Consider the following 21,574-nt stretch of genomic DNA (forward strand, 5'->3'; position numbering starts at 1 on the left):
GGAAAGTGGTGGAAAGTGGGGTACTGTGGGCATCACTGGGTTTGACGAGTCGAAGTAGGGCGACGCAGATCCCGGAGGGCAGGAGGTGTCGATGTGTCCGTGCGATTCGTCGGCACCTACACGCCCAAGTTGGACGACAAAGGGCGACTCACGTTGCCCGCCAAGTTCCGCGACGCGCTTGCAGGAGGTGTGGTGGTCACCAAGGGCCAGGATCACAGCCTGTCGGTGTATCGGACCGAGGAGTTCGATGCGATCGCGGCGCGGATCGTGGAGGCGTCTCGCAACGATCCGGACCTGCGTGCGTTCCAGCGAACGTTCTTCGCCGGTTCGGAAGAGCAACGACCTGATGGTCAGGGCAGGATCAGCCTGTCCGGCGACCATCGTGTCTACGCGGGACTGTCCAAGGAATGTGTGGTGTTCGGCAGCTTCGATCACCTCGAGATCTGGGATTCGGCCGCGTGGGACGAGTACCAGACCCAGCACGAGGAGAACTTCTCGGCCGCCAACTCCGCCGCGTTGAACGCGGTGTTGTAGCCGAGAGAGGGAAAGACCAGCACGGGCGCGACGACGTCGATGCCCAGGGGTTTCGGGTGGCACGAGGCCCCGGCCCGGTCCGACCCTGGCGTACTTCCCCAACGCCAGGTGCGTGATCGGGTCGGGACCCCGCTCCATCCGGACGACGGTCTCACCTCGCCTCGACTCGTGGCGAGCAGACCCCCAGACAGTCGATTCCGCCGACAGCCGATTCCGCCGACACTCCGATAGGGGCCTTTCCGTGGACGAAGCAGGTGACGAACCGCGCCGCTCCGGCGAGTTCGGCCATGTTCCGGTCATGGGCACCCGCATCGTCGAGTTGCTCACGCCCACTCTGGATGTCGACGATCGACGGGTCTTCCTCGACGCCACGCTCGGGGCCGGCGGGCACACCGAACTCGTTCTCGACTCGTTCCCGGGCGTCAAGGTGATCGGCATCGACCGCGATGCCTCCGCCCTCGACATCGCCCGACGTCGTCTCGCCCGGCACGCCGACCGCATCTCTCTGCACCAGGCGACCTTTCACGAGATCGCCGACGTGCTGTCGGCAGCGGGGGAGCCGGCGATCGACGCCGCCCTCTTCGACCTCGGGGTCTCGTCGATGCAACTCGATCAGGCGGGTCGCGGCTTCGCCTACTCGGTGGACGCGCCACTGGACATGCGGATGAATTCCGACGATCCGCTCACCGCCGCCGATGTGCTCAACACCTATTCCCACGGTGAATTGGCCCGTGTGCTCTCGGATTACGGTGACGAGCGGTTCGCAGGTCGGATCGCCTCGGCGGTCCTGCGCGAGCGGGAGAAAGAGCCGTTCACAACGAGCGCTCGACTCGTCGAACTCCTCTACGATGCCATCCCGGCCGCCACGCGACGCACCGGCGGTCATCCGGCCAAGCGAACGTTCCAGGCGTTGCGCATCGAGGTCAACCACGAACTCGACGTGCTGCGCGAGGCGCTCCCCGCGGCCCTGTCCTCACTCGTCGTCGGTGGACGCGTGGTGGTCATGAGCTACCAGTCGCTGGAGGATCGGATCGTCAAGCGCGAGTTCGCGTCCCGCATCGTGTCCACCTCCCCGCCCGGACTGCCCGTCGAATTGCCGGGCCACGCCCCGGAATTCCGGCTCGTCACGCGCGGTGCCGAGCGTCCCGACTCCGACGAACTGGCCACCAATCCGCGGTCTGCGCCCGTCCGGGTCCGCGCCATCGAACGAGTCGAGAAGAAGGGCTGAGCATGACCATCCTGCACGAGGCCCGCCCCCGCGCCACCGACGACGACCGCGCCTCACGACGATCGCGCCGGGCACAGATCGAGTCCGAACGCGCCACCCGCTCGCGCGCCGCCCAGCGTGCGCTCGACCGTCGACGCCGACGCACCGCTGCCGGACGCGCCGCACCGCCGCGCCGTACCGGCGGCGGACTCTCGATGACCGGCGTCTCACTCCGGGAACGCCTGCAGCACACCCCTTTCGTGGTGCCCGTCATCGCGTTGTTGGTCCTCGGTCTGGGCCTGAGTCTGTGGCTGTCGACGAAAGCCGCCCAGGACTCCTACAAACTCGGCATCGAGCGGACGCAGAACCAGTCGCTCATCGACCAGCGGGACGCCCTCAAGCGAACGTACGAGAGTGGCAACTCGGCGCCCGAATTGTCCGACAAGGCAGCGCGTCTCGGCATGATCCCGGCTGAGAACCCGGCCCGCATGATCGTCGACGACCCGCGCCGCCCGCGCATCGTCGGCACGCCGAGCCCGGCGTCGGGCCGGCCGATGGGCAGCCTCAACCCCGACACCCGGCCGGATCCTGCCGACACCATCGACCCCAGCCAGGTCGACGATTCGATCGGCCTCGGCGGACGGTCGGCGGGAGCGGAGGGGGCGGGAGTGCCGAATTCCCAGCCCACGACACCCCAGCCCACGACACCGCAACCCACGGCGCCGCAACAGGTTCCGGAGAATTCGGCGACTCCCGGGTCGACGCCGACTCCCGGGCAGACGACGCCCCCCGGTGCGAATCCTCTTCCGTCCGCGACGAGTACGGTGCCTCCCGCGAATCCGGCGCCCTCCACGCCGACGCCCGCTCCGAACGTGATCCCGACCCCGTGAGTCGGTGTGCCCGCCGCGGGGCGGTGTGCGCCGGGTCTCCGGCATCGTCTCCAACCCGCCGGGGCCAAATCCGGGCTCACCGCGTTGAGGCGGTGGAGAATTGACCACCATGACACGAGCGACCTTCGAGCGGCTCGGCCACGGGCCGTCTCGCCCGGAACGGCGCCGGAACGGCGGGCGGGGACCGGGCAGCGGTAAGCCGACCGGCGGTCCGGGGCGCGGCGGAAAAGGCCGGTGGGGCAAGGGCGGAGGGCCGCACGCCTTCGTGTTCCGTGCCCGCGCGGCGGGTGTGCTCATCTTGCTGGTGGTCTTGGCGGTGGCCGTCAAGATGATCGTCGTGCACACGGTGCAGGCCGGCTCCATCTCGGCGGAGGCGGCCCAGCAGCGCGAGTACACGCAGGTGCTCACCGCGAAGCGAGGGGCGATACTCGACCGCAACGGGCGCCCACTCGCCTACACCGACGAAGCGCGGTCATTGACGTTCCTGCCCAAGGCGGTTCGCAAGACCATCGAGGAGGAGCACCGTAAGAACCCCGCCCTCCCCGACGTCGACACCAGACTCAAGGACATCGCGCGGGGCGTCTCGGTGGCGCTCGGCGGGTCGATCAGCGAGCAGGATCTGCTCGCCAAGGTCACCGGCGAGGAGACCTTCGTCTACCTCGCCCGGTCGGTGAGTCCCGACGTCGCGTCCCGGATCACCGAGGAGTTCCCGGAGGTCGGCGCCGACCCCCAGAGCATCCGTCTCTATCCGGGTGGATCGCTGGCCGCGAACGTCGTCGGCGACGTCAACTACGACGGCAACGGACTGATCGGGCTCGAGGCGTCCCTCGATTCGATCCTCTCGGGGACCGACGGGTCGCGGACCTACGATCGCGGCTCCGACGGCGCCATCATCCCCGGCAGCATGCGCAACGTGCATCCCGCCCTCAACGGCGCGACCGTGCGTCTCACGCTCGATTCCGACACCCAGTGGTTCGTCCAGAGTCAGGTGATGAAGGCCAAGCAGGCGTCGGGCGCGCAAGGTGCCTCGGCGGTCGTGCTCGACGCGAAGACCGGCGAGGTGCTCGCGATGGCCAACGACGGCACCTTCAACGCGTCCATCCCGCTGTCCGAACAACCCGACGCCGATCTCGGCAACCCCGCGGTCACGTCCCCCTTCGAGCCGGGTTCGGTCAACAAGCTCATCGCGGCCTCGGCCGCCATCGAGTACGGCATCACGAGGCCGGACACGGTCCATCAGGTGCCGGGGGACATCCGGATGGCGGGTGTGACGGTGCGCGACGCCTGGCCGCACGGCGTAGAGCCGTATACGACCACCGGCATCTTCGGCAAGTCGTCGAACGTCGGGACACTCATGCTCGCGCAGCGGATCGGGGAGGAACGGTTCGCCGACATGGTGAAACGCTTCGGCCTCGGTCAGCGAACCGGTGTCGGGCTCCCGGCGGAGAGCGCGGGCGAGGTCCCCGCCCTCAGTCAGTGGTCGGGTGGTTCGTTCGCGAACCTGCCCATCGGACAGGGACTCTCGATGACGCTGCTGCAGATGACGGCGATGTACCAGGCGATCGCCAACGACGGGTTGCGCATCGCACCGCGCATCCTGGCCTCCGAACAGCGCGATGGATCGGCGCCCGAGGACCGGTCGCGCCCGCAACCGGTGCGCGTCGTCAGCGAGTCGACCGCCCGTACGGTCCGGGACATGTTCCGGTCGGTGGTGCAGAACGACCCGATGGGGGAGCAGATGGGTACGGGGACCACGGCAGCCGTCGACGGCTACCAGGTCTCCGGCAAGACCGGGACGGCCCAGCAGGTCGATCCGTCCTGTGGCTGCTACTCCAACTCGCGGTACAACATCACCTTCGCGGGGATCGCACCGGCGGACAAGCCGCGCTACGTCATCGGGATCATGCTCGACAACCCGCGCCGCAGTTCCGACGGCTCGGGCGGCCAGTCGGCCGGGCCGCTGTTCTCGACCATCGCGTCGTGGATGCTGCAGCGGTCCCAGGTGCCGCTCTCGCCGCCCGCGCCCCGGCTGACCCTCACCGCCCGGTAGGGCGGGCCGGGCCGCCGGACAGATCGGGCATCTCGCCCGTGGCGCTCCGCGCAGCGTGCACCGTGTCCCGGAGGCCCACCCGGAGGTCGGTATCGTGAGTGCAATTCTGAGCCCCGACCCCCATCGGGCCCGGGCCGGCACCACCCGGAACCGGCGCCCGACACCGTTTCGCGACCACCACAGTCCAGCGCAGGCCAGTACCCGCGCGGGACCCGACAGAACGAGGAGGCGACTGCAGCATGGCGTCTCGTCGACGAACCTCCGCACGCGGCGACGCACCCATCCGTCCGCAGGACGTGACCCCGACCCCGGTGACGGTGCTGTCCACCGCGACCGGCGCCCGACTCGATCTGGTCGGCGGCGCCGCATCGGAGACGGCCGTGCGGGGCGTCACGCTGCGAGCGCAGGAGGTCCGCCCGGGCGACCTGTTCGCCGCGCTGCCGGGATCGAGCACCCACGGTGCACGCTTCGCCGACCAGGCCGTCGCCGCGGGGGCCTCGGCGATCCTCACCGACCCGGCCGGGCGCGCCGAACTCGCTCGCGTGCTGCCGCCGGAGACCGCCGTGGCCGTCCTCATCCATCCCACCCCGCGCAGCGTCCTCGGTGGCGTGAGCGCCCGCGTCTACGGCAACCCGTCGCAGCGACTCAAGCTGATCGGCATCACCGGCACCTCGGGCAAGACCACCACCTCCTACCTCGTGGAGGCGGCGCTGCTCGCCGCCGGCCACTCGGTGGGTCTGATCGGCACCGTCGAGACCCGCGTGAACGGTGTCGCCCAGCCGAGTTCGCTGACCACCCCCGAGGCACCCACCCTGCAGGCCCTGCTCGCCGCGATGCTGGAGGACGGCGTCGACACCGTGGTCATGGAGGTGTCCAGTCACGCACTGGCGCTCGGTCGGGTCGACGGCGCGCATTTCGCGATCGGCGCGTTCACCAACCTGTCGCAGGACCACCTCGACTTCCACCAGACGATGCACGCCTACTTCGACGCGAAGGCGCAGCTGTTCGTGCCGTCGGCGCCCACCCACGCGGTGCGCGCGGTGGTGTGTGTCGACGACGACTGGGGCCGGCGGATGGCCGAGCTCGCGCGTCGTCCCGAAGAAGCCGCACACATGCAGCCGGTGACCGTCTCCACCGGGCCGACGCCTGCCCACTGGCACGCCGCCGAGTCGGAGCTCGCGGCCGACGGCTCGTCGCGCACGCCGTTCACCGGGCCCGACGGCGAGCACGACCTGCTGGTCCCGTTCCCCGGGCGCTACAACGTGGCCAACGGCCTGCTCGCGGTCGCCGTCGCACACGCCGCGGGGGTCGGGGTGGCCACCGCGCTCGAGGCCATCGCGTCGGTGAGTGTGCCCGGCCGACTGCAGCGCATCGACCGCGGCCAGCCGTTCCTCGCCCTCGTCGACTACGCGCACAAACCCGGTGCGGTCGAGGCCGTTCTGGCGACCCTGCGGAAGCAGGCTGCCGGACGGGTGGCGATCGTCATCGGAGCGGGCGGGGACCGCGACACCGGCAAGCGTCCACTCATGGGCGCGGCGGCGGCACGCGGCGCCGAGTTGGTGATCGTCACCGACGACAATCCGCGCACCGAGGATCCGGCGGCGATTCGCGCCGAGGTGTCCGCCGGCGCGCGTGCGGTGGCCGCCGACGACCGTCCGGCCGGAGCTGAGCCGGTCCGCGAGATCGACGGCCGGGCCGCGGCGATCGAGGCGGCCGTCGCCTGGGCTCGGGAGGGTGACATCGTGCTCGTCGCGGGCAAAGGACACGAGGCAGGTCAGGAGATCGACGGCGTGAAGCATCCGTTCGACGATCGCGAGGTCGTCGCCCGTGCACTCGAGACTTCTGGCGTGCGCGAGGGTGATCGATGACCGCATCCGAGGTCACGGTCCTCCGCGGAGACGTGCCGGTGACCGTCGACGACGCGCGTGTGCTGATCCGACGACTCGCCGAACACGCCGGCGGGCGGCGGACCGGTGCGGAGACGACCGATGGCGGAACGGGCGGCGACGACCGTCCCCGTACCTGGGCGGTGATCGCCGAACTGGCGTCTCCACCGGGGCAGGACGAGAACCGACGCGTCGTCGAACACGATCTCGTGGGCCGTCTGGCGGTCCGGCTTGCCGTCGACAAGACTCTCTGTGTCGGGGACTCGCGGTCGGTCCGTGCGTTGCATCAGGGCGCGATCATGGAGGGTTCGTGGGGTGACGAGGCACGCCTCGTCGAGTCGGTCGACGACGCGGCCCGCCTGGTCGACGCAGATCCGGACTGGCGTCCGGCCGCAGGAGACATCGTGCTGCTGGCGTCGGCCACCGCGGATCTGGACTCCGTGATCGCCGCATGGAGTGAGCGGTGCGGATGGCGGGTCGTCGACGCGCGGCCGGAGGACACGTCCGGTGCCGGCGAGGGGGAGCCGTGATCGCGCAGGTGGCGACCAAGAAGCCCGGGAAGCGACGCGGGCGCACGACACAGGACAGGTTCGGGGACACAGACGTGGGCGGGTACAGAAGCGTGACAGACGACAGGGTCGGGTACGGAGTGGACACGAGGGCTGCACGGTGACACAGATCCTGCTCGCGGGTGCGATCGCGATCGCGGTGTCGATCCTGCTCACCCCGGTCCTCATCAAGGTGTTCTCCCGGCAGGGCTTCGGTCAGGAGATCCGGGTCGAGGGGCCGAAAAGCCACCAGACCAAGCGCGGCACACCGTCGATGGGCGGCGTGGCCATCCTCGCGGCGCTGTGGGCCGGATACTTCGGCTCGCATCTGGTCGGACTGTTCACCGACTCGGGGAACGGACCCACGGCATCGGGTCTGCTCGTCCTCGGACTCGCGACCGCGTTGGGCATCGTCGGCTTCCTCGACGACATCATCAAGATCCGCAAGCACCGCAACCTCGGCCTGAACAAGACCGCCAAGTCGATCGGACAGTTCGTCGCGGCGATCCTCTTCGGCATCCTGGTCCTGCAATTCCGCAACGACTACGGCTACACCCCGGCGAGCACCAACCTCTCCTACGTACGGGACATCGACGCGATCACGCTCGGCTCGGTCGTGTTCGTGGTGTTCTGCTGGCTCGTGGTGGCGGCATGGTCGAACGCGGTGAACTTCACCGACGGGCTCGACGGGCTGGCCGCGGGATCGATGGCGATGGTGCTCGGCTCCTACGTCCTCGTCACGTTCTTCCAGTTCGTCAACGCCTGCGCAGGCGGCGCGAAGCCGCCCAGCGAGATCCCCACCGGCTGCTACCAGGTCCGTGACCCGCTCGACCTCGCGCTGATCGCGGTGGCCGGCGGCGGCGCGTGCCTGGGCTTCCTGTGGTGGAACGCGGCGCCGGCCAAGATCTTCATGGGCGACACCGGCTCGCTGGCGCTCGGCGGCATGCTCGCCGGGTTGTCGATCACCACACGTACCGAGTTGCTCGCGGTGGTGATCGGTGCGCTGTTCGTCGCCGAGATCATGTCGGTGGTGATCCAGATCGCCTTCTTCCGGACCACCGGGCGCCGCGTGTTCCGGATGGCGCCGTTCCATCACCACTTCGAACTCGGCGGGTGGGCCGAGACCACGGTGATCATCCGGTTCTGGCTGCTCACCGCCATCGCCTGCGCACTCGGACTGTCGCTGTTCTACGGCGAGTTCCTGACGACCAATGGCTGAGCCCCGTGGCTGATCCGCGACTCGGTGCCGACCGACAACCCGACGGCCCGGCCCCGCGTGACCTCGCCGGACGGACCGTCGTGGTCGGCGGCGCCGGCACGGCAGGGATGTCCGCGGCGCGCTACCTCGTGACGCTCGGCGCGCAGGTCCTGCTCGCCGACGACCGGTTCGCGGCACGCGATGCGGACCGGATGACGCGCGACGCGACGATCCGGGCGGTCGCCGGGGTCGTCGAACTGGCCGCGCAGGGGGTCGAGCCGGTTGCGGTCTCCGACCTGCTCGGCGATCACGAGTGGACCGGCCGCACCGCCGTCGTGGTCGTGTCCCCGGGCTTCGCGCCGACACATGCCCTGGTCGACGCGGCGACCGCGGGCGGTGTCCCGGTCTGGGGTGAGGTCGAGCTCGCCTGGCGCGTGGACCGCGCCGGTCTGCTGGGCGAGCCGCGTACCTGGCTGGTGGTCACCGGAACCAACGGGAAGACGACGACGACGTCGATGCTGGCCGGGATCGTCGAGGCCTCGGACCGGACGGGCGCCGCCTGCGGCAACATCGGTCTCCCGGTGTTGGAGGCGATGCGGGCGACACCCCGCGTGGACGTGCTGTGCGCCGAATTGTCGTCCTTCCAGCTGCACTGGGCGCCGTCGGTCCGACCCGATGCCGGCGTCGTGCTGAACGTCGCCGAGGACCATCTCGACTGGCACGGTTCCTTCGATTCGTACGCGATGGCGAAGGCCGGAGCGCTGCGGGGAGCGGTCTCGGTCGTCGGGCTCGACGACGCGGTAGCGTCCGGTCTGCCGACGTCCGGTCGCCGGGTCGGATTCACGCTCGCCCGGCCGACGGAGGGAGAGCTCGGCGTCGCCGACGGCTGGCTCACCGACCGGGCCTTCGACGCCGGCCGACTGTTCTCCGCCGATCGCGTGGTTCCCGCGGGACCGTCCGGGATCGCCGATGCGCTCGCGGCATCGGCGCTCGCGCTGGCCGTCGGCATCGACCGCGACGCGGTTCGCGCCGGGCTCGACTCGTTCCGCCCGGCCGGCCATCGCGGTGAGGTCGTCGCCGTACGCGACGGCATCGTCTTCGTCGACGACTCGAAGGCAACCAACCCGCACGCCGCGCAGGCGGCGGTGTCGGCCTTCGGTCGGGTGGTGCTCATCGCGGGCGGATTGCTGAAGGGCGCGTCGATGGACGAGATGCTCACCGCGGTGGGTGATCGCCTCGCCGGAGTGATCGCGATCGGCCGAGATCGGCAGCTGGTTGTCGAGGCGATCGCGCGACACGCCCCAGAAGTCCCAACAGTCACAGTATTCACAGGGGACGATGGCACGGTGAACGTGCATCGCCCGGGAGAGGCCACTCCCGCCCCGTCATCGCCGGACACCTCCGCGTCGTCTTCGGCGCCCACGGACCCCGCCCGGACGGAGGCCGCGGTAGCCGTTCTGGAACGGGCCGTCGAGGAGGCGTGGGAACTCGCCGTGGCGAGCGACCCGGCGCCCGATGCGGTGCTGCTCGCACCGGCGGCGGCCTCTCTGGACATGTTCCCCGGGTACGGCGCACGCGGTGATGCCTTCGCCGACGCCGCGCGCCGCATCGCCGGGCCCACTCGTTCGGGACGGTGACCCGGGTGGGCAGCGAGACCGCGGCCGACGTTTCGACCCCGGTGGTGACGCCGTGACCGACGAGCCGGACGCAACCGACAAGACCGAGGACCCGAAAGCACCGGTGGACCCGTCGGCCGAGAGCCCGGACGACGCCGAGCGCTCCGACGGGTCGACGGGTGGTTCGCGCACGACACCTGCCGAGGCCGCACGCCGGGCCGGTGCGGCCGCGAGCGCGACCGCATCCGTTCCGGCGCTGGTCATCGACGGCATTCGAAATCTGCTGGCACGTCCGCTCGCCTCATACCAGCTGATCCTCACCATGTCGTTCCTGCTCACCGCGTTCGGCTTGGTGATGGTGCTGTCGGCCTCGTCGGTGGAGGGGTACTCCAAGGAGGGGTCGGCGTACGGGCTGTTCGCGACGCAGATGATCTTCGCGTTGCTCGGACTGGTCGTCTTCTACTTCATGCTGCGCCTGCCGGTGCGGCTTCTGCGACGCTTCGCCGCACCCACGATGTTCATCGCGGTCGTGCTGCTGGCCCTCGTCCTCATCCCCGGGGTCGGCACCCTGAGCCAGGGCGCCCGACGCTGGTTCGTCATCTACGGACTGTCGGTGCAGCCCTCGGAGCTGGTGAAGGTCGCACTGTGTATCTGGGGTGCACACCTGCTCGCGTCCCGTCGCCGCGATCACGCGTCTCTGCGCGAACTGCTCGTGCCCCTGGTGCCCGTCGCGATGCTGGTGTGCCTGCTGATCATCCTCGAACCCAACCTGTCGACGACGATCACCATCGCGATCATCGTCGGCGCGATGCTGTGGTTCGCCGGGTTGCCGATCAAGGTGTTCGTGTCGTTCGCGGTGTCCGGCATCGTTCTCGCGGTCGTCCTCGCGCTCGCCGAGGGCTACCGGTCGCAGCGCGTGATGAGCTTCCTCGGCAACGTCGACGACCCGCAGGGTGCCGGCTATCAGGCACGGCAGGCCACCTACGCCCTCGCGAACGGTGGCGTCTTCGGCGTGGGTCTCGGACAGTCCAGTGCCAAGTGGAACTATCTGCCGAACGCCCACAACGACTTCATCTTCGCGATCATCGGCGAGGAACTCGGCCTGCTCGGCGGGCTGATGGTGGTCTTCCTGTTCGTCATCCTCGCCTACATCGGGTTTCGCATCGCCCACCGATCCACCGACCCGTTCCTCCGGCTGATGTCGGCGACCATCACGGTGCTCATCACCGCACAGGCGTTCATCAACATCGGCTACGTGATCGGTCTCCTGCCGGTCACCGGCATCCAGTTGCCCCTCATCTCCGCCGGCGGTACCTCGACGCTGACCGTGCTCGCGATGCTCGGCCTGCTCGCCAACGCCGCGAGACACGAACCCGAAGCGGTCGCGACCCTCACCACCGGTTCGCCGGGCCGCTTCGCCCGGTGGCTCCGGCTGCCGACACCCGTCGCCTACCGGCAGACCCGCGCCGAGTCGCTGCGCGATCGGCTGGATCAGCGGCGATCGTCCGGGATGCGGATGGCGACGACCGCAGCGACCGGACGCACCGGCCGTGGCGGGCGGGCTCCCGCCGCGGGCAAGCCCCGGCCACCCAGTGGACGGGCACCCGCGAACGACTCCGGCCGGAGTCGCACCCGCTTCACGATGCCGTGGAAGCGGGGCGACCGGTCGGCCGAACCCCCGCACGACGGGCGCCGCACCGCCGACCGCCGGGGCGGTCGCACGACGCCGCCGCGTCGCGACACCGGTGGTGCCTCGCGTAAGGGGCGGACTTACCGCTCGACCGAGGCGCGGTCTGCGTGGTCGACGCGCCCCTCCGTCGACGGTGCTGTGCGTGGCGAGGCGCGGTCTGCGTGGTCGACGCGCTCCTCCGTCGACGGTGCTGTGCGTGGCGAGGCGCGGTCTGCGTGGTCGACGCGCTCCTCCGTCGACTACGGTGGCGGGTATCAGGGACAGGGCACGGCGCGCCGTTCGGCGTCTCCGGGCTGGCGGGCGGGGGCCCACCAGACACGTTCGGCCCGGTCCGGCGATCCGGATCGGCAGCCGCGCCGCGGCGCCGGTCGACGCTGACCGGCCGGGCCCGAGCAGACGCAGACCCCGCGAACCGTGGACCCGCCGGACGTGGGCACAGGCTGGAATGGAGTGACGACACCGGTGAGTTCGGGTGCAGGACAATCTCATACGACCGGTCGGCCGAAGGGCCGCCCGCTGTCGGTGGTGGTCGCCGGAGGTGGCACGGCCGGGCACATCGAACCCGCGCTCGCCGTCGCCGACGCGGTTTCTCGCATCGATCCGACCGCCCGTATCACCGCCCTCGGCACGAGTCGCGGCCTCGAGGTCACGCTGGTCCCCGAACGCGGTTACGACCTTCGCCTCATCCCGCCGGTGCCGCTCCCACGCAAGGCCGGGCTCGATCTGGCCCGGGTGCCGGGACGGCTCGTCGGCTCGGTGGCCGCGACCCGCAAGATCCTCGACGAGGTCGACGCCGACGTCGTCATCGGCTTCGGTGGCTATGTCGCGGTACCGGCCTACCTCGCCGCGCAGATGCACCTGCGTCGCCGACGGCGAATCCCGATCGTCATCCACGAGGCCAACGCCTCGGCGGGGATCGCCAACAAGGTGGGTGCACGCTTCGCCGACCGCGTCCTGGCGGCCGTCGACGGGTCCGGACTCGATGCGACGGTCGTGGGCATCCCGGTCCGCGGGGTCCTCGCCGAACTGGACCGCGCCGAGCTGCGTGCCAAGGCGCGCCACTACTTCAGCCTCGACGACGATGCCCCGACACTGCTCGTCTTCGGCGGCTCCCAGGGCGCACAGCGCCTCAACGACGCGGTGTCCGGCGCGGCGGAAGCGTTGGGCAAGAACGGCATCGGGGTTCTGCACGCGTACGGTCCCAAGAACTCGATCGACCCCGCGGTCGTCGAGGGCGCACCGCCGTATCGTGCTGTCGGCTACCTCAAGCGGATGGACCTCGCCTACTCGGCCGCGGATCTGGTGATGTGCCGATCCGGAGCCATGACGGTCGCCGAGGTGTCGGCGACCGGGTTGCCCGCCATCTACGTGCCGCTTCCACACGGCAACGGTGAGCAACGGCTCAACGCACTGCCGGTCGTCGAGGCCGGCGGGGGACTGCTGGTCGACGACGCCACCGTGGACGCCGACTGGGTGGCCCGCGAGGTACCGACGCTCCTGAAGGATCCGGCTCGCCTGCAACAGATGTCGACGGCAGCGGCCGGCACCGGTCACCGGGACGCCGCATCGGCGGTCGCGACCGCGGCCATCGAACTCGCCGAGGACTTCCGGTCGGGGCGACGAGGCGCCGGGAGGTCGCGACGTGACCGATGAGCCGTCGACCGGCGGTGGAGCCGAGCTGCCCCCGGAACTGCAGCGAGTGCACATGGTCGGCATCGGAGGCGCCGGGATGTCGGGCCTCGCGCGGATCCTTCTCGCCCGGGGAGGCCAGGTGTCCGGGTCGGATGCCAAAAACAGTCGCGGCATCCTCGAGCTGCGGACCCGCGGCGCGCGGGTGCAGGTGGGTCATGACCCGTCGGCACTCGACCAGATTCCGGGCGGGCCGTCGGTGGTCGTCACGACGCATGCGGCGATCCCCAAGACCAATCCCGAACTCGTCGCCGCGAAGTCTCGCGGCATCCCGGTGTTGTTACGTCCCCGGGTCCTCGCCCAACTGATGGTCGGACAGCGCAGCCTGCTCATCGCGGGCACCCACGGCAAGACCTCGACGACTTCGATGGCGGTCGTCGCGCTGCAGCACGCGGGCACCGACCCGTCCTTCGCGATCGGCGGTGAGCTGAACGAGTCGGGCACCAACGCCCACCACGGCGGCGACCCCGTCTTCGTCGCCGAGGCCGACGAGAGTGACGGCTCGCTGCTCGAGTACACGCCGGACGTCGTCGTCGTCACCAACATCGACGCCGATCATCTCGACTTCTTCGGCTCCATCGAGGCCTACGTCGATGTGTTCGACCGCTTCGCCGCGCGGATCGTCTCCGGCGGCGCGCTGGTGGTGTGCCTCGACGACGCCGGGTCCGCAGCGCTGGCCGGACGTGTGTCGGGAGCGCTGACCGAGCGCGGGGTGACCGTCCTCGGATACGGGCGCGGAACGCATGCCGACCTCGCACCCGGGGTGCCCAACGTCGCGACACTGCAGTCCTGGGAGGCGCGCGGCGGCGGGGGTACCGCAACCGTGCGGTTCGCGGCGCCGCTGTGTCCCGACGGGACCGAACGGCAGCTGACACTTCCGCTGCCCGGGGAACACATGGCCCTCAACGCATTGGCCGCGGCGATCGGCGCCGCGCGGGTCACCTCGTTCGCCGAGGCGGACATCGAGCCACTCGACGGCATCCTGGCCGGTATCGGTTCGTTCGGCGGTGTGCATCGACGGTTCGAGTTCCGGGGTCAGCGCGGCGGCGTCGAGGTCATCGACGACTACGCGCACCACCCCACGGAGGTCCGCGCCGTCCTGTCGGCGGCCCAGGACATGATGTCGGCGCGCGCCGGTCAGGGCTCGTCCGGCGGGCGGGTCATCGCGGTCTTCCAGCCGCACCTGTATTCGCGGACCCTCGAGTTCGCCGACGAGTTCGCCGCGGCCCTCGACCTCGCGGACGCGGTGGTCGTCGCCGACGTCTACGGAGCCCGGGAGGCACCGATCCCGGGGGTGAGCGGGCGGACGATCGCCGACAAGCTCGCCGCGCCGGGCGTCTTCGCTCCCGACCTCTCCCGCCTTGCCGGTCAGGTCGCCGACCTCGCTCGGCGGGGCGATGTGGTCCTCACCCTCGGGGCGGGCGACATCACCATGCAGGGTCCGGAGATCCTGGCCGCGCTCGCCGACCGGTTGCCCGAGGACCGATCGCCCGATGCGCACGACACCGGCGCCGAGGACCCCGGACTGACGGGGCAGGTGTCGTGATCAGGTGGCCACAGCGACGCCGGGCCCGCGTGGTCCTCGGCGCGCTGATGGTCATCGCCGCCGGAGTCGGTCTCGTCCTGATCGCCTACCTGACCCCGCTGATGTCGGTGCGCAGCACCGATGTCCGCGACAACGGTGCCATCCCGGCCGACGAGATCCTGCGTGCCGCGGCGGTGCCGTCGGGTACGCCGCTGCTCCAGGTCGACACGAAGGCCGTGGCGCAGCGCGTCGCGACCATCCCGTCGGTCGAGTCGGTCCGGGTGCAGCGGACCTATCCGTCGTCGCTCACCATCACGGTCACCGAACGCGTGCCCGTGGTGATCGTGAACAACGGTGACGAGGTCCACGTCCTGGATCGGTCGGGGGTGGCCTTCCTCGACTACGACCGTACCCAGGGGGTACCTCCCGAGGTCCTGAAGCTGCCGGTGCTCGACACCCCCAATCCGGGACCCGCCGACCCGACCACCAGGGAGACCATCGACGCGGTCGCCGGACTCCCCGAATCGCTGGCCCGGCAGGTGATCCGGGTGACCGCGACCTCGCCGGTCGACATCGAGTTCACCCTGTCGCAGAAGCGGACCGTGGTGTGGGGGGACAGTGACCGCGGCGACGAGAAGGCGCGAACCCTCACGCACCTGTTGACACGCAAGGCGTCCATGTACAACGTGTCGAGTCCCGAGTTCCCGGCGTATCGGTGAGTTCCGCGGGTCTCCGAACGCCGAAAAGCCGAGAACTCCGGGCGAATCCGGTGCGACTTGCCGACACGCCGAGGGCGGATGTGGATACCGCGGCCTCCGATGCCTAGCGTCATCCCCACAAGCAGTTACTTGACATAACTCTAAATCTATGGTTCAGGTTTAGGGTTTGTCGCCCGGCACGTCCGGCGTTTGGCACCACCCATCACGAGCAGGACCCACACAAGGAAGGCGAGCGCATGACGCCACCGCACAACTACCTGGCCGTCATCAAGGTCGTCGGCATCGGCGGTGGCGGCGTGAATGCCGTCAACCGGATGATCGAACAGGGACTCAAGGGAGTCGAGTTCATCGCGATCAACACCGACGCGCAGGCGCTGCTGATGAGCGACGCCGACGTCAAACTCGACGTCGGCCGCGACTCCACGCGTGGCCTCGGCGCCGGGGCCGATCCGGAGGTCGGCCGCCGGGCCGCCGAGGACGCCCGCGACGAGATCGAGGAGCTCCTCAAGGGCGCCGACATGGTGTTCGTCACCGCGGGAGAGGGCGGCGGTACCGGTACCGGCGGCGCCCCGGTCGTCGCACAGATCGCGCGCAAGCTCGGCGCGCTGACCGTCGGCGTCGTCACCCGGCCGTTCTCCTTCGAGGGCAAGCGTCGTGGCGGTCAGGCCGAAGCCGGCATCACGGCACTGCGCGAATCCTGCGACACCCTCATCGTGATCCCCAACGACCGGTTGCTGCAGCTCGGCGACGCCCAGGTCAGCCTGATGGACGCCTTCCGCAGCGCCGACGAGGTGCTCCTCAACGGCGTGCAGGGCATCACCGACCTCATCACCACGCCCGGCTTGATCAATGTCGACTTCGCGGACGTCAAGGGCGTCATGAGCGACGCGGGCAGCGCGCTCATGGGTATCGGTTCGGCGCGGGGCGAGGAACGCGCCCGCAAGGCCGCCGAGTCGGCGATCAACTCGCCACTGCTCGAGGCGTCGATGGAAGGCGCTCGGGGCGTGCTGATCTCGATCGCCGGCGGTAGCGACCTGGGTCTGTTCGAGATCCACAACGCCGCGACCCAGGTGCAGGAGGCGGCCCACGAGGACGCCAACATCATCTTCGGCACGGTCATCGACGACAATCTCGGCGACGAGGTGCGCGTGACGGTCATCGCGGCCGGATTCGACGGTGGCACACCGAAGAAGCGCACCGAGGCACCGGCCGCCGCGGGACGTTCCACGGTGGGTGCGGGCCAGGCCGGTGCGGTGTCCCAGCCGGCCAAGAACGATCCGCTGTTCGGTGACATGCCCAAGGGTGCCGGCGATCCGTTCGAGCGCGAGCAGGACGCCGAGCCGCCGCGCCGCAACACCGTCCGGCTCGACGACGACGACGTCGACGTGCCGTCGTTCATGAAGCGCTGAGCCCGCTGATGCGGGTGCGCCGCGTGGTCACCACCCGTGCCGGCGGCGTCTCGGTGCCACCGTATGACTCGTTCAATCTCGGTGACCACGTCGGAGACGACCCGGAGGCGGTGTCCGCGAACAGACGTCGTCTCGCCGACCAGATCGGCGTGGCGCCGGGCTCGGTCGTCTGGATGGAACAGATCCACGGCCGCACGATCACCGTCGTCGACGGCCCGGTGAGCGAACCGGTGCCCGCCACGGACGCTCTGATCACCACCACCCCGGGGCTGGCTCTCGCGGTGTTGTCGGCGGACTGTGTGCCGGTGCTGCTGAGCGACGACGAGGCCGGTGTCATCGCGGGCGTTCACGCCGGGCGTGTGGGCGCCCGGATCGGCATCGTGCCCGCCACGTTGCGCGCCATGGTCGAGTTGGGCGCGCGAGTCGAATCCATCGGAGCCTTCCTCGGTCCGGCCGCGAGCGGTGACCACTACGAGGTCCCGCCGGCGATGCAGGCCGATGTCGAGAAGCATCTGCCCGGCAGCGCGGTGCGCACCAAGAAGGGCACCACCGGACTCGACCTGCGGGCGGGGCTGCGGCGACAGCTGCTCGACGCGGGGGTCGGGGGAGTGGCCATCGATCCGCGCTGCACCATCTCGGACCCGAGCCTGTTCAGTCATCGACGGGGCGCGCCCACCGGCCGCCTCGCGTCGGTCATCTGGATCGATCCCCAGGGCGACGATCCCCACGACGACGATCCCCGCAACGACGATCCCCAGGGCGACGATGACCCGGACACCGCCGACGAGACGTAGTCCGGCCGAGACGAAGAATGGGGACATGACCGAGCCACCTGATGCGCGTACCGCCGAACTGGCCGACCGGCTCGCCGGGGTGCGTCGTCGCCTCGACGCGGCCGTCGACGCGGCCGGTCGACCGGCGGGATCGTGTGAACTGCTGGTGGTCACCAAGTTCTTCCCCGCCGACGACGTGCGCCGCCTGCTCGACCTCGGGGAGCGGGCCTTCGGCGAGTCGCGGGAACCGGAGGCCGGCCGCAAGGTCGGCGAGGTCCTCGCGGGTTGGGCTCCGCCCGAACCCGGCGACGTTCCCGTGTTCGACATGATCGGCGGCGTGCAGTCCAAGAAGGCCCGTTCCATCGCACGGTGGGCGCGGGCGGTTCACTCCGTCGACCGGCCGAAGATCGTCGATTCCCTCGACCGGGCCGCGGCGGCGGCCCGCGACGAGGGGGAGCGGGTGTCGCCGCTCGACGTGCTGCTGCAGGTGAGCCTGGACGGTGACCCCGAGCGCGGCGGCGTCGTCGAGCGCGATCTCCCGTCACTGGCCGATCAGGTCGTCGCGGCCGGGTCGTTGCGGTTGTGCGGGCTCATGGTCATCGCCCCGCTGCACGGCGACGCTGATCGCTGGATGGCCGAATCGGCGCGGATTCATCAGGAGTTCCGCAGCCGCCATCCGGAGGCGGTCGTCCTGTCGGCCGGCATGTCGGGTGACCTCGAAGCCGCGGTCGCTGCGGGGTCGACATGCGTGCGTGTCGGAACCGCGATCATGGGCGATCGGCCGCTACTCTCTCAGTAATCACATTGGTAACACCAGAACCAAGTGACACAGCAAGCGCAATTAGCTCACTGACATCAGATGCACCATCCGGCACGGCAGCACACCGGCGTCGAATGACAGAGAGGCCGACTATGACCACGATGCAGAAGTTCAAGGCTTACTTCGGCATGGTGCCGCCGAGTGACTACGAGGACGACTACCTCGAGGAGTCGGCTCCGCCGCTGCGTGAGCGGTCACGTGAGCGCGCCTACCGCGACGACTACTACGGCGACTCGTCCTACGACCCCGGCTACGAGCCGTCCTTCCGCGACGCGGGCTACCGCGACGAGATGGCCTACCGCGACGAACTGTCCGATCGTCATTTCGACGGCGGATTCGAGATGGCTCCCGATTACGTCCCGGAGTACGCCTACGCCGGACCGCGGCCGACTGCCGAGGCCCCGATGCGCGGCGGCGCCCGCCTCGAGCCGCTCCAGCGGTCCTCCGGTGCGGCCCTGCGCGCGGCCACCTCGTCCCGCTCGATGGGCCCGGACCCGCGCGTCGAACTCGAGCGCGTCTTCGCCGACAGCCCGCTGCAGAAGATCACCACCCTGCGCCCCTCGGACTACAGCGAGGCCCGCACGATCGGTGAGCGCTTCCGCGACGGGAACCCGGTCATCATGGACCTCGTCGACATGAGCAACGACGACGCCAAGCGCCTCGTCGACTTCGCCGCCGGACTGGCCTTCGCCCTCCGCGGCTCGTTCGACAAGGTCGCGACGAAGGTGTTCCTCCTGTCGCCCGCCGACGTCGACGTGTCGCCGGAGGACCGCCGCAAGATCGCCGAGACCGGCTTCTACAACCACGCCTGACACGCGCTGACGGCCTCGGTTCGCCGAAGTCCGCGATGATCAGGCACTCTTGACGCGTGGCTGCGATTCTGTTGGGCGTCTTGTATTACGTCCTGTTGATTTTTTGGTTGCTCCTACTGGGTCGGCTGGTCGTCGAACTCGTCCGGACCTTCGCCCGCGAGTGGCGGCCGACCGGATTCGCGGTGGTCGTCATCGAGATGGTCTTCACGACGACCGACCCGCCCATCAAGGCGCTGCGGCGGATCCTCCCGCCGATCCCGCTGGGCCCGATCCGGCTCGACCTGTCCCTCATGATCGTGATGCTGGTGGTGATCATCGGGATGAACGTGGTCAACGGTCTGCGTGCCGACGCACTGGCCGACTCGGTGGCCGTGGCCGGCCTGCTGTCCGGGTCCTGAACGCCGTACCGATCTCCCGCCGTACCGATCTCCACCGCCGCCCGGGTCCGAGGGGCTCGGCGGAGGGGCTTGTACCACTCCATCCCATCCGTGCTCGGGTACTGCGCGACACTGCGATGGTCTACCGTTGAAGATCATCTTCGGATGACCGTTTGGTTGCAACAGCGCATCGACAACATGCGACCAGCGGTTCGCGTGTGACAGGATTGGTCGCCAGTTACAATTTTTGACTGGTATGAATAGTTAGTGACAACCTGTATTGGTCGAACGACTCACCGTCGCGCGATCCGGGTTGGACGGCCCGCCAACTGAACACAAGTTCACCACCAGACACGAGGGGAACCGACATGCGGCTGACTCCAGCTGATGTGCACAACGTCGCGTTCAGCAAACCGCCCATCGGAAAGCGCGGTTACAACGAGGATGAGGTCGATCAGTTCCTCGACTTCGTCGAGGCCGAGCTCGCGCGGCTGATCGAGGAGAACACCGACCTCAAGCAGCGCGTCGAGGAGCTCGAGGGCGAGCTCGCCGACGCCCGTTCCGGTGGTGGTTCCGGGGTCGACGACCGGACCCAGATGTTCGCCAAGCCCGCCGCGCCCGAGCCCGTCGCGCCGGCACCCACACCTGCACCGCAGGCGACCAACGACGATGCGAACGTGCGCGCGGCGCGTGTCCTCGCACTCGCGCAGGACACCGCCGACCGCCTGACCGGCAGCGCTCGTGCAGACGCCGACGCCATGCTGTCCGACGCCCAGACGCGCGCCGACACGATGGTCTCGGAAGCGCAGACCAAGTCCGACGCCATGCTCGCCGATGCGCGTCAGCGGTCCGAGGCCATCCTGGCCGACGCCCAGACCCGGTCGGAGGCGCAGTTGCGCCAGGCCCAGGAGCGTGCGGACGCACTGCAGAGTGACGCCGAGCGCAAGCACAGCGAGATCATGGGCACGATCAACCAGCAGCGCGGGGTTCTCGAGGGCCGTATCGAACAGCTCAAGACCTTCGAGCGTGAGTACCGGACGCGTCTCAAGACGTACCTCGAATCCCAGCTCGAAGAACTGCAGCAGCGCGGCAGCGCCGCACCGGTCGAGGGCGGCCGCCCCGATCAGTCGTTCTCCAACGACCCGGGCAGCGGCGGGTTCAGCAGCTACTCGCCCAGCTGACCCGGCACGACGTGCACAGTAGGCTGGTGATGTGCTGACCCTGGCCCTGGCCGCGACCCTCATCGGGTTCGTCCTGCTGATCCTCGGTCTCATCACCGGGACCGTGTGGCTCGCTGTCGCCTGCATCGTGGTCTGTCTCGTCGGGCTCGGTTTCCTTCTCGTCGACGTGTTCTCGAGTCGACGCGGAGAAACCGGGCGTTCCATCGAGGACATGGTGCCGGGCGCAGGACGTGACCCTCACCCGTCCGGATCCGACCGCGACCAGGCGTCTTCCCCCGGTGAATTCGAGGCTGGCGGTGTCGCCACCGCCGACGAATCCACCCGGCGGTATCCGACGACACCCGGCGTCGACACCCCATCTGCTGGTGACGATGCTCCGTCGGGTCGTGCGCAGTACGAGACGCCGCCGTTCGAGCCCGGTATGGCGGCGCCGGAACGTCCCGAACCGTCTGGTCGTCCCGCACCGGAACGGCGGGAGGGCACTCTCGAGGACTACCTGCGCTCAGTGGGCGGGGACCCGTCCGGGGATATGACCGTCGTCGACCCCGCCGCCCGCCGCGACGGGCCGACGCAGCGCTTCGAGCCGAGCCGACCCGGACCGGGCGCACCCGATCCCCGTCCTGTCCCGCCCCGAGCGGCCCCGCCGCAAC

At 69.7% G+C, this 21,574-nt stretch carries 19 protein-coding genes; all 19 read left to right on the plus strand.

Features of this window, described 5'->3' with window-relative positions; genetic code table 11:
• The first annotated feature begins 93 nt into the window (after window positions 1-93).
• Window positions 94-534: a division/cell wall cluster transcriptional repressor MraZ gene (gene mraZ, locus MAY35_RS22545; RefSeq protein WP_238423518.1), complete on the plus strand. Its 441-nt coding sequence runs from the start codon at window positions 94-96 to the stop codon at window positions 532-534.
• Between the two features lie 241 nt (window positions 535-775).
• Window positions 776-1,762 carry a 16S rRNA (cytosine(1402)-N(4))-methyltransferase RsmH gene (rsmH, locus tag MAY35_RS22550; RefSeq protein WP_238423519.1) on the plus strand — a complete coding sequence of 329 codons (987 nt, stop codon included), beginning with the start codon at window positions 776-778 and terminating at the stop codon, window positions 1,760-1,762.
• Window positions 1,763-1,764: 2 nt separating this feature from the next.
• Window positions 1,765-2,631, plus strand: a complete 867-nt coding sequence (locus MAY35_RS22555) for a hypothetical protein (protein WP_238423520.1) — start codon at window positions 1,765-1,767, stop codon at window positions 2,629-2,631.
• 109 nt (window positions 2,632-2,740) lie between these two features.
• On the plus strand, window positions 2,741-4,681 hold the full coding sequence (locus tag MAY35_RS22560; protein ID WP_238423521.1) for a penicillin-binding protein 2: 1,941 nt from the start codon (window positions 2,741-2,743) through the stop codon (window positions 4,679-4,681).
• Between the two features lie 239 nt (window positions 4,682-4,920).
• Entirely contained in the window at window positions 4,921-6,549 is a 1,629-nt protein-coding gene (locus MAY35_RS22565) for a UDP-N-acetylmuramoyl-L-alanyl-D-glutamate--2,6-diaminopimelate ligase (RefSeq protein WP_238423522.1), read from the plus strand.
• Window positions 6,546-7,097, plus strand: coding sequence for a UDP-N-acetylmuramoyl-tripeptide--D-alanyl-D-alanine ligase (locus MAY35_RS22570; RefSeq protein WP_238423523.1), 552 nt, complete (start codon window positions 6,546-6,548; stop codon window positions 7,095-7,097). The genes MAY35_RS22565 and MAY35_RS22570 overlap by 4 nt, the downstream gene beginning before the upstream one ends.
• Window positions 7,098-7,236: 139 nt before the next feature.
• Window positions 7,237-8,334, plus strand: a complete 1,098-nt coding sequence (gene mraY / locus MAY35_RS22575) for a phospho-N-acetylmuramoyl-pentapeptide-transferase (protein WP_238423524.1) — start codon at window positions 7,237-7,239, stop codon at window positions 8,332-8,334.
• A 5-nt stretch (window positions 8,335-8,339) separates the two neighbouring features.
• Window positions 8,340-9,950 (plus strand): UDP-N-acetylmuramoyl-L-alanine--D-glutamate ligase, encoded by a 1,611-nt coding sequence (murD, locus tag MAY35_RS22580; protein ID WP_308192493.1) that lies wholly within the window; start codon window positions 8,340-8,342, stop codon window positions 9,948-9,950.
• A 52-nt stretch (window positions 9,951-10,002) separates the two neighbouring features.
• Window positions 10,003-11,997, plus strand: a complete 1,995-nt coding sequence (ftsW, locus tag MAY35_RS22585; protein ID WP_238423525.1) for a putative lipid II flippase FtsW — start codon at window positions 10,003-10,005, stop codon at window positions 11,995-11,997.
• Window positions 11,998-12,081: 84 nt separating this feature from the next.
• Entirely contained in the window at window positions 12,082-13,272 is a 1,191-nt protein-coding gene (gene murG / locus MAY35_RS22590) for an undecaprenyldiphospho-muramoylpentapeptide beta-N-acetylglucosaminyltransferase (RefSeq protein WP_238423526.1), read from the plus strand.
• A 52-nt stretch (window positions 13,273-13,324) separates the two neighbouring features.
• Complete coding sequence (murC, locus tag MAY35_RS22595; RefSeq protein WP_238423536.1) at window positions 13,325-14,854, plus strand: UDP-N-acetylmuramate--L-alanine ligase; 1,530 nt, start codon at window positions 13,325-13,327, stop codon at window positions 14,852-14,854.
• Entirely contained in the window at window positions 14,851-15,552 is a 702-nt protein-coding gene (locus MAY35_RS22600) for an FtsQ-type POTRA domain-containing protein (protein ID WP_238423527.1), read from the plus strand. The genes murC and MAY35_RS22600 overlap by 4 nt, the downstream gene beginning before the upstream one ends.
• A gap of 236 nt (window positions 15,553-15,788) precedes the next feature.
• On the plus strand, window positions 15,789-16,961 hold the full coding sequence (gene ftsZ, locus MAY35_RS22605; RefSeq protein ID WP_238423528.1) for a cell division protein FtsZ: 1,173 nt from the start codon (window positions 15,789-15,791) through the stop codon (window positions 16,959-16,961).
• Between the two features lie 8 nt (window positions 16,962-16,969).
• Entirely contained in the window at window positions 16,970-17,755 is a 786-nt protein-coding gene (pgeF, locus tag MAY35_RS22610) for a peptidoglycan editing factor PgeF (protein WP_238423529.1), read from the plus strand.
• A 25-nt stretch (window positions 17,756-17,780) separates the two neighbouring features.
• On the plus strand, window positions 17,781-18,533 hold the full coding sequence (locus MAY35_RS22615; protein WP_238423530.1) for a YggS family pyridoxal phosphate-dependent enzyme: 753 nt from the start codon (window positions 17,781-17,783) through the stop codon (window positions 18,531-18,533).
• Between the two features lie 113 nt (window positions 18,534-18,646).
• Window positions 18,647-19,366 (plus strand): cell division protein SepF, encoded by a 720-nt coding sequence (locus MAY35_RS22620; protein WP_238423531.1) that lies wholly within the window; start codon window positions 18,647-18,649, stop codon window positions 19,364-19,366.
• Window positions 19,367-19,422: 56 nt separating this feature from the next.
• Window positions 19,423-19,764, plus strand: coding sequence for a YggT family protein (locus tag MAY35_RS22625; protein ID WP_238423532.1), 342 nt, complete (start codon window positions 19,423-19,425; stop codon window positions 19,762-19,764).
• 347 nt (window positions 19,765-20,111) lie between these two features.
• The gene (locus MAY35_RS22630) at window positions 20,112-20,924 is read left to right on the plus strand and encodes a DivIVA domain-containing protein (RefSeq protein ID WP_238423533.1); all 813 of its coding nucleotides are present in this window, start codon (window positions 20,112-20,114) and stop codon (window positions 20,922-20,924) included.
• Window positions 20,925-20,955: 31 nt separating this feature from the next.
• On the plus strand, window positions 20,956-21,574 hold a 619-nt coding region (locus MAY35_RS22635; RefSeq protein ID WP_238423534.1), incomplete at its 3' end, for a hypothetical protein.

The sequence above is a fragment of the Gordonia sp. 'Campus' genome (genome assembly GCF_022206305.1).
GTDB lineage: Bacteria > Actinomycetota > Actinomycetes > Mycobacteriales > Mycobacteriaceae > Gordonia.

What these genes read in the sequence shown, in the direction of transcription:
- pgeF (WP_238423529.1), top strand. Translation starts at nt 16,970, where the DNA reads ATGCGGGTGCGCCGCGTGGTCACCACCCGTGCCGGCGGCGTCTCGGTG.
- MAY35_RS22570 (WP_238423523.1), top strand. Translation starts at nt 6,546, where the DNA reads ATGACCGCATCCGAGGTCACGGTCCTCCGCGGAGACGTGCCGGTGACC.
- MAY35_RS22615 (WP_238423530.1), top strand. Translation starts at nt 17,781, where the DNA reads ATGACCGAGCCACCTGATGCGCGTACCGCCGAACTGGCCGACCGGCTC.
- murC (WP_238423536.1), top strand. Translation starts at nt 13,325, where the DNA reads ATGGTCGGCATCGGAGGCGCCGGGATGTCGGGCCTCGCGCGGATCCTT.
- MAY35_RS22630 (WP_238423533.1), top strand. Translation starts at nt 20,112, where the DNA reads ATGCGGCTGACTCCAGCTGATGTGCACAACGTCGCGTTCAGCAAACCG.
- MAY35_RS22620 (WP_238423531.1), top strand. Translation starts at nt 18,647, where the DNA reads ATGACCACGATGCAGAAGTTCAAGGCTTACTTCGGCATGGTGCCGCCG.
- MAY35_RS22565 (WP_238423522.1), top strand. Translation starts at nt 4,921, where the DNA reads ATGGCGTCTCGTCGACGAACCTCCGCACGCGGCGACGCACCCATCCGT.
- ftsZ (WP_238423528.1), top strand. Translation starts at nt 15,789, where the DNA reads ATGACGCCACCGCACAACTACCTGGCCGTCATCAAGGTCGTCGGCATC.
- MAY35_RS22560 (WP_238423521.1), top strand. Translation starts at nt 2,741, where the DNA reads ATGACACGAGCGACCTTCGAGCGGCTCGGCCACGGGCCGTCTCGCCCG.
- MAY35_RS22555 (WP_238423520.1), top strand. Translation starts at nt 1,765, where the DNA reads ATGACCATCCTGCACGAGGCCCGCCCCCGCGCCACCGACGACGACCGC.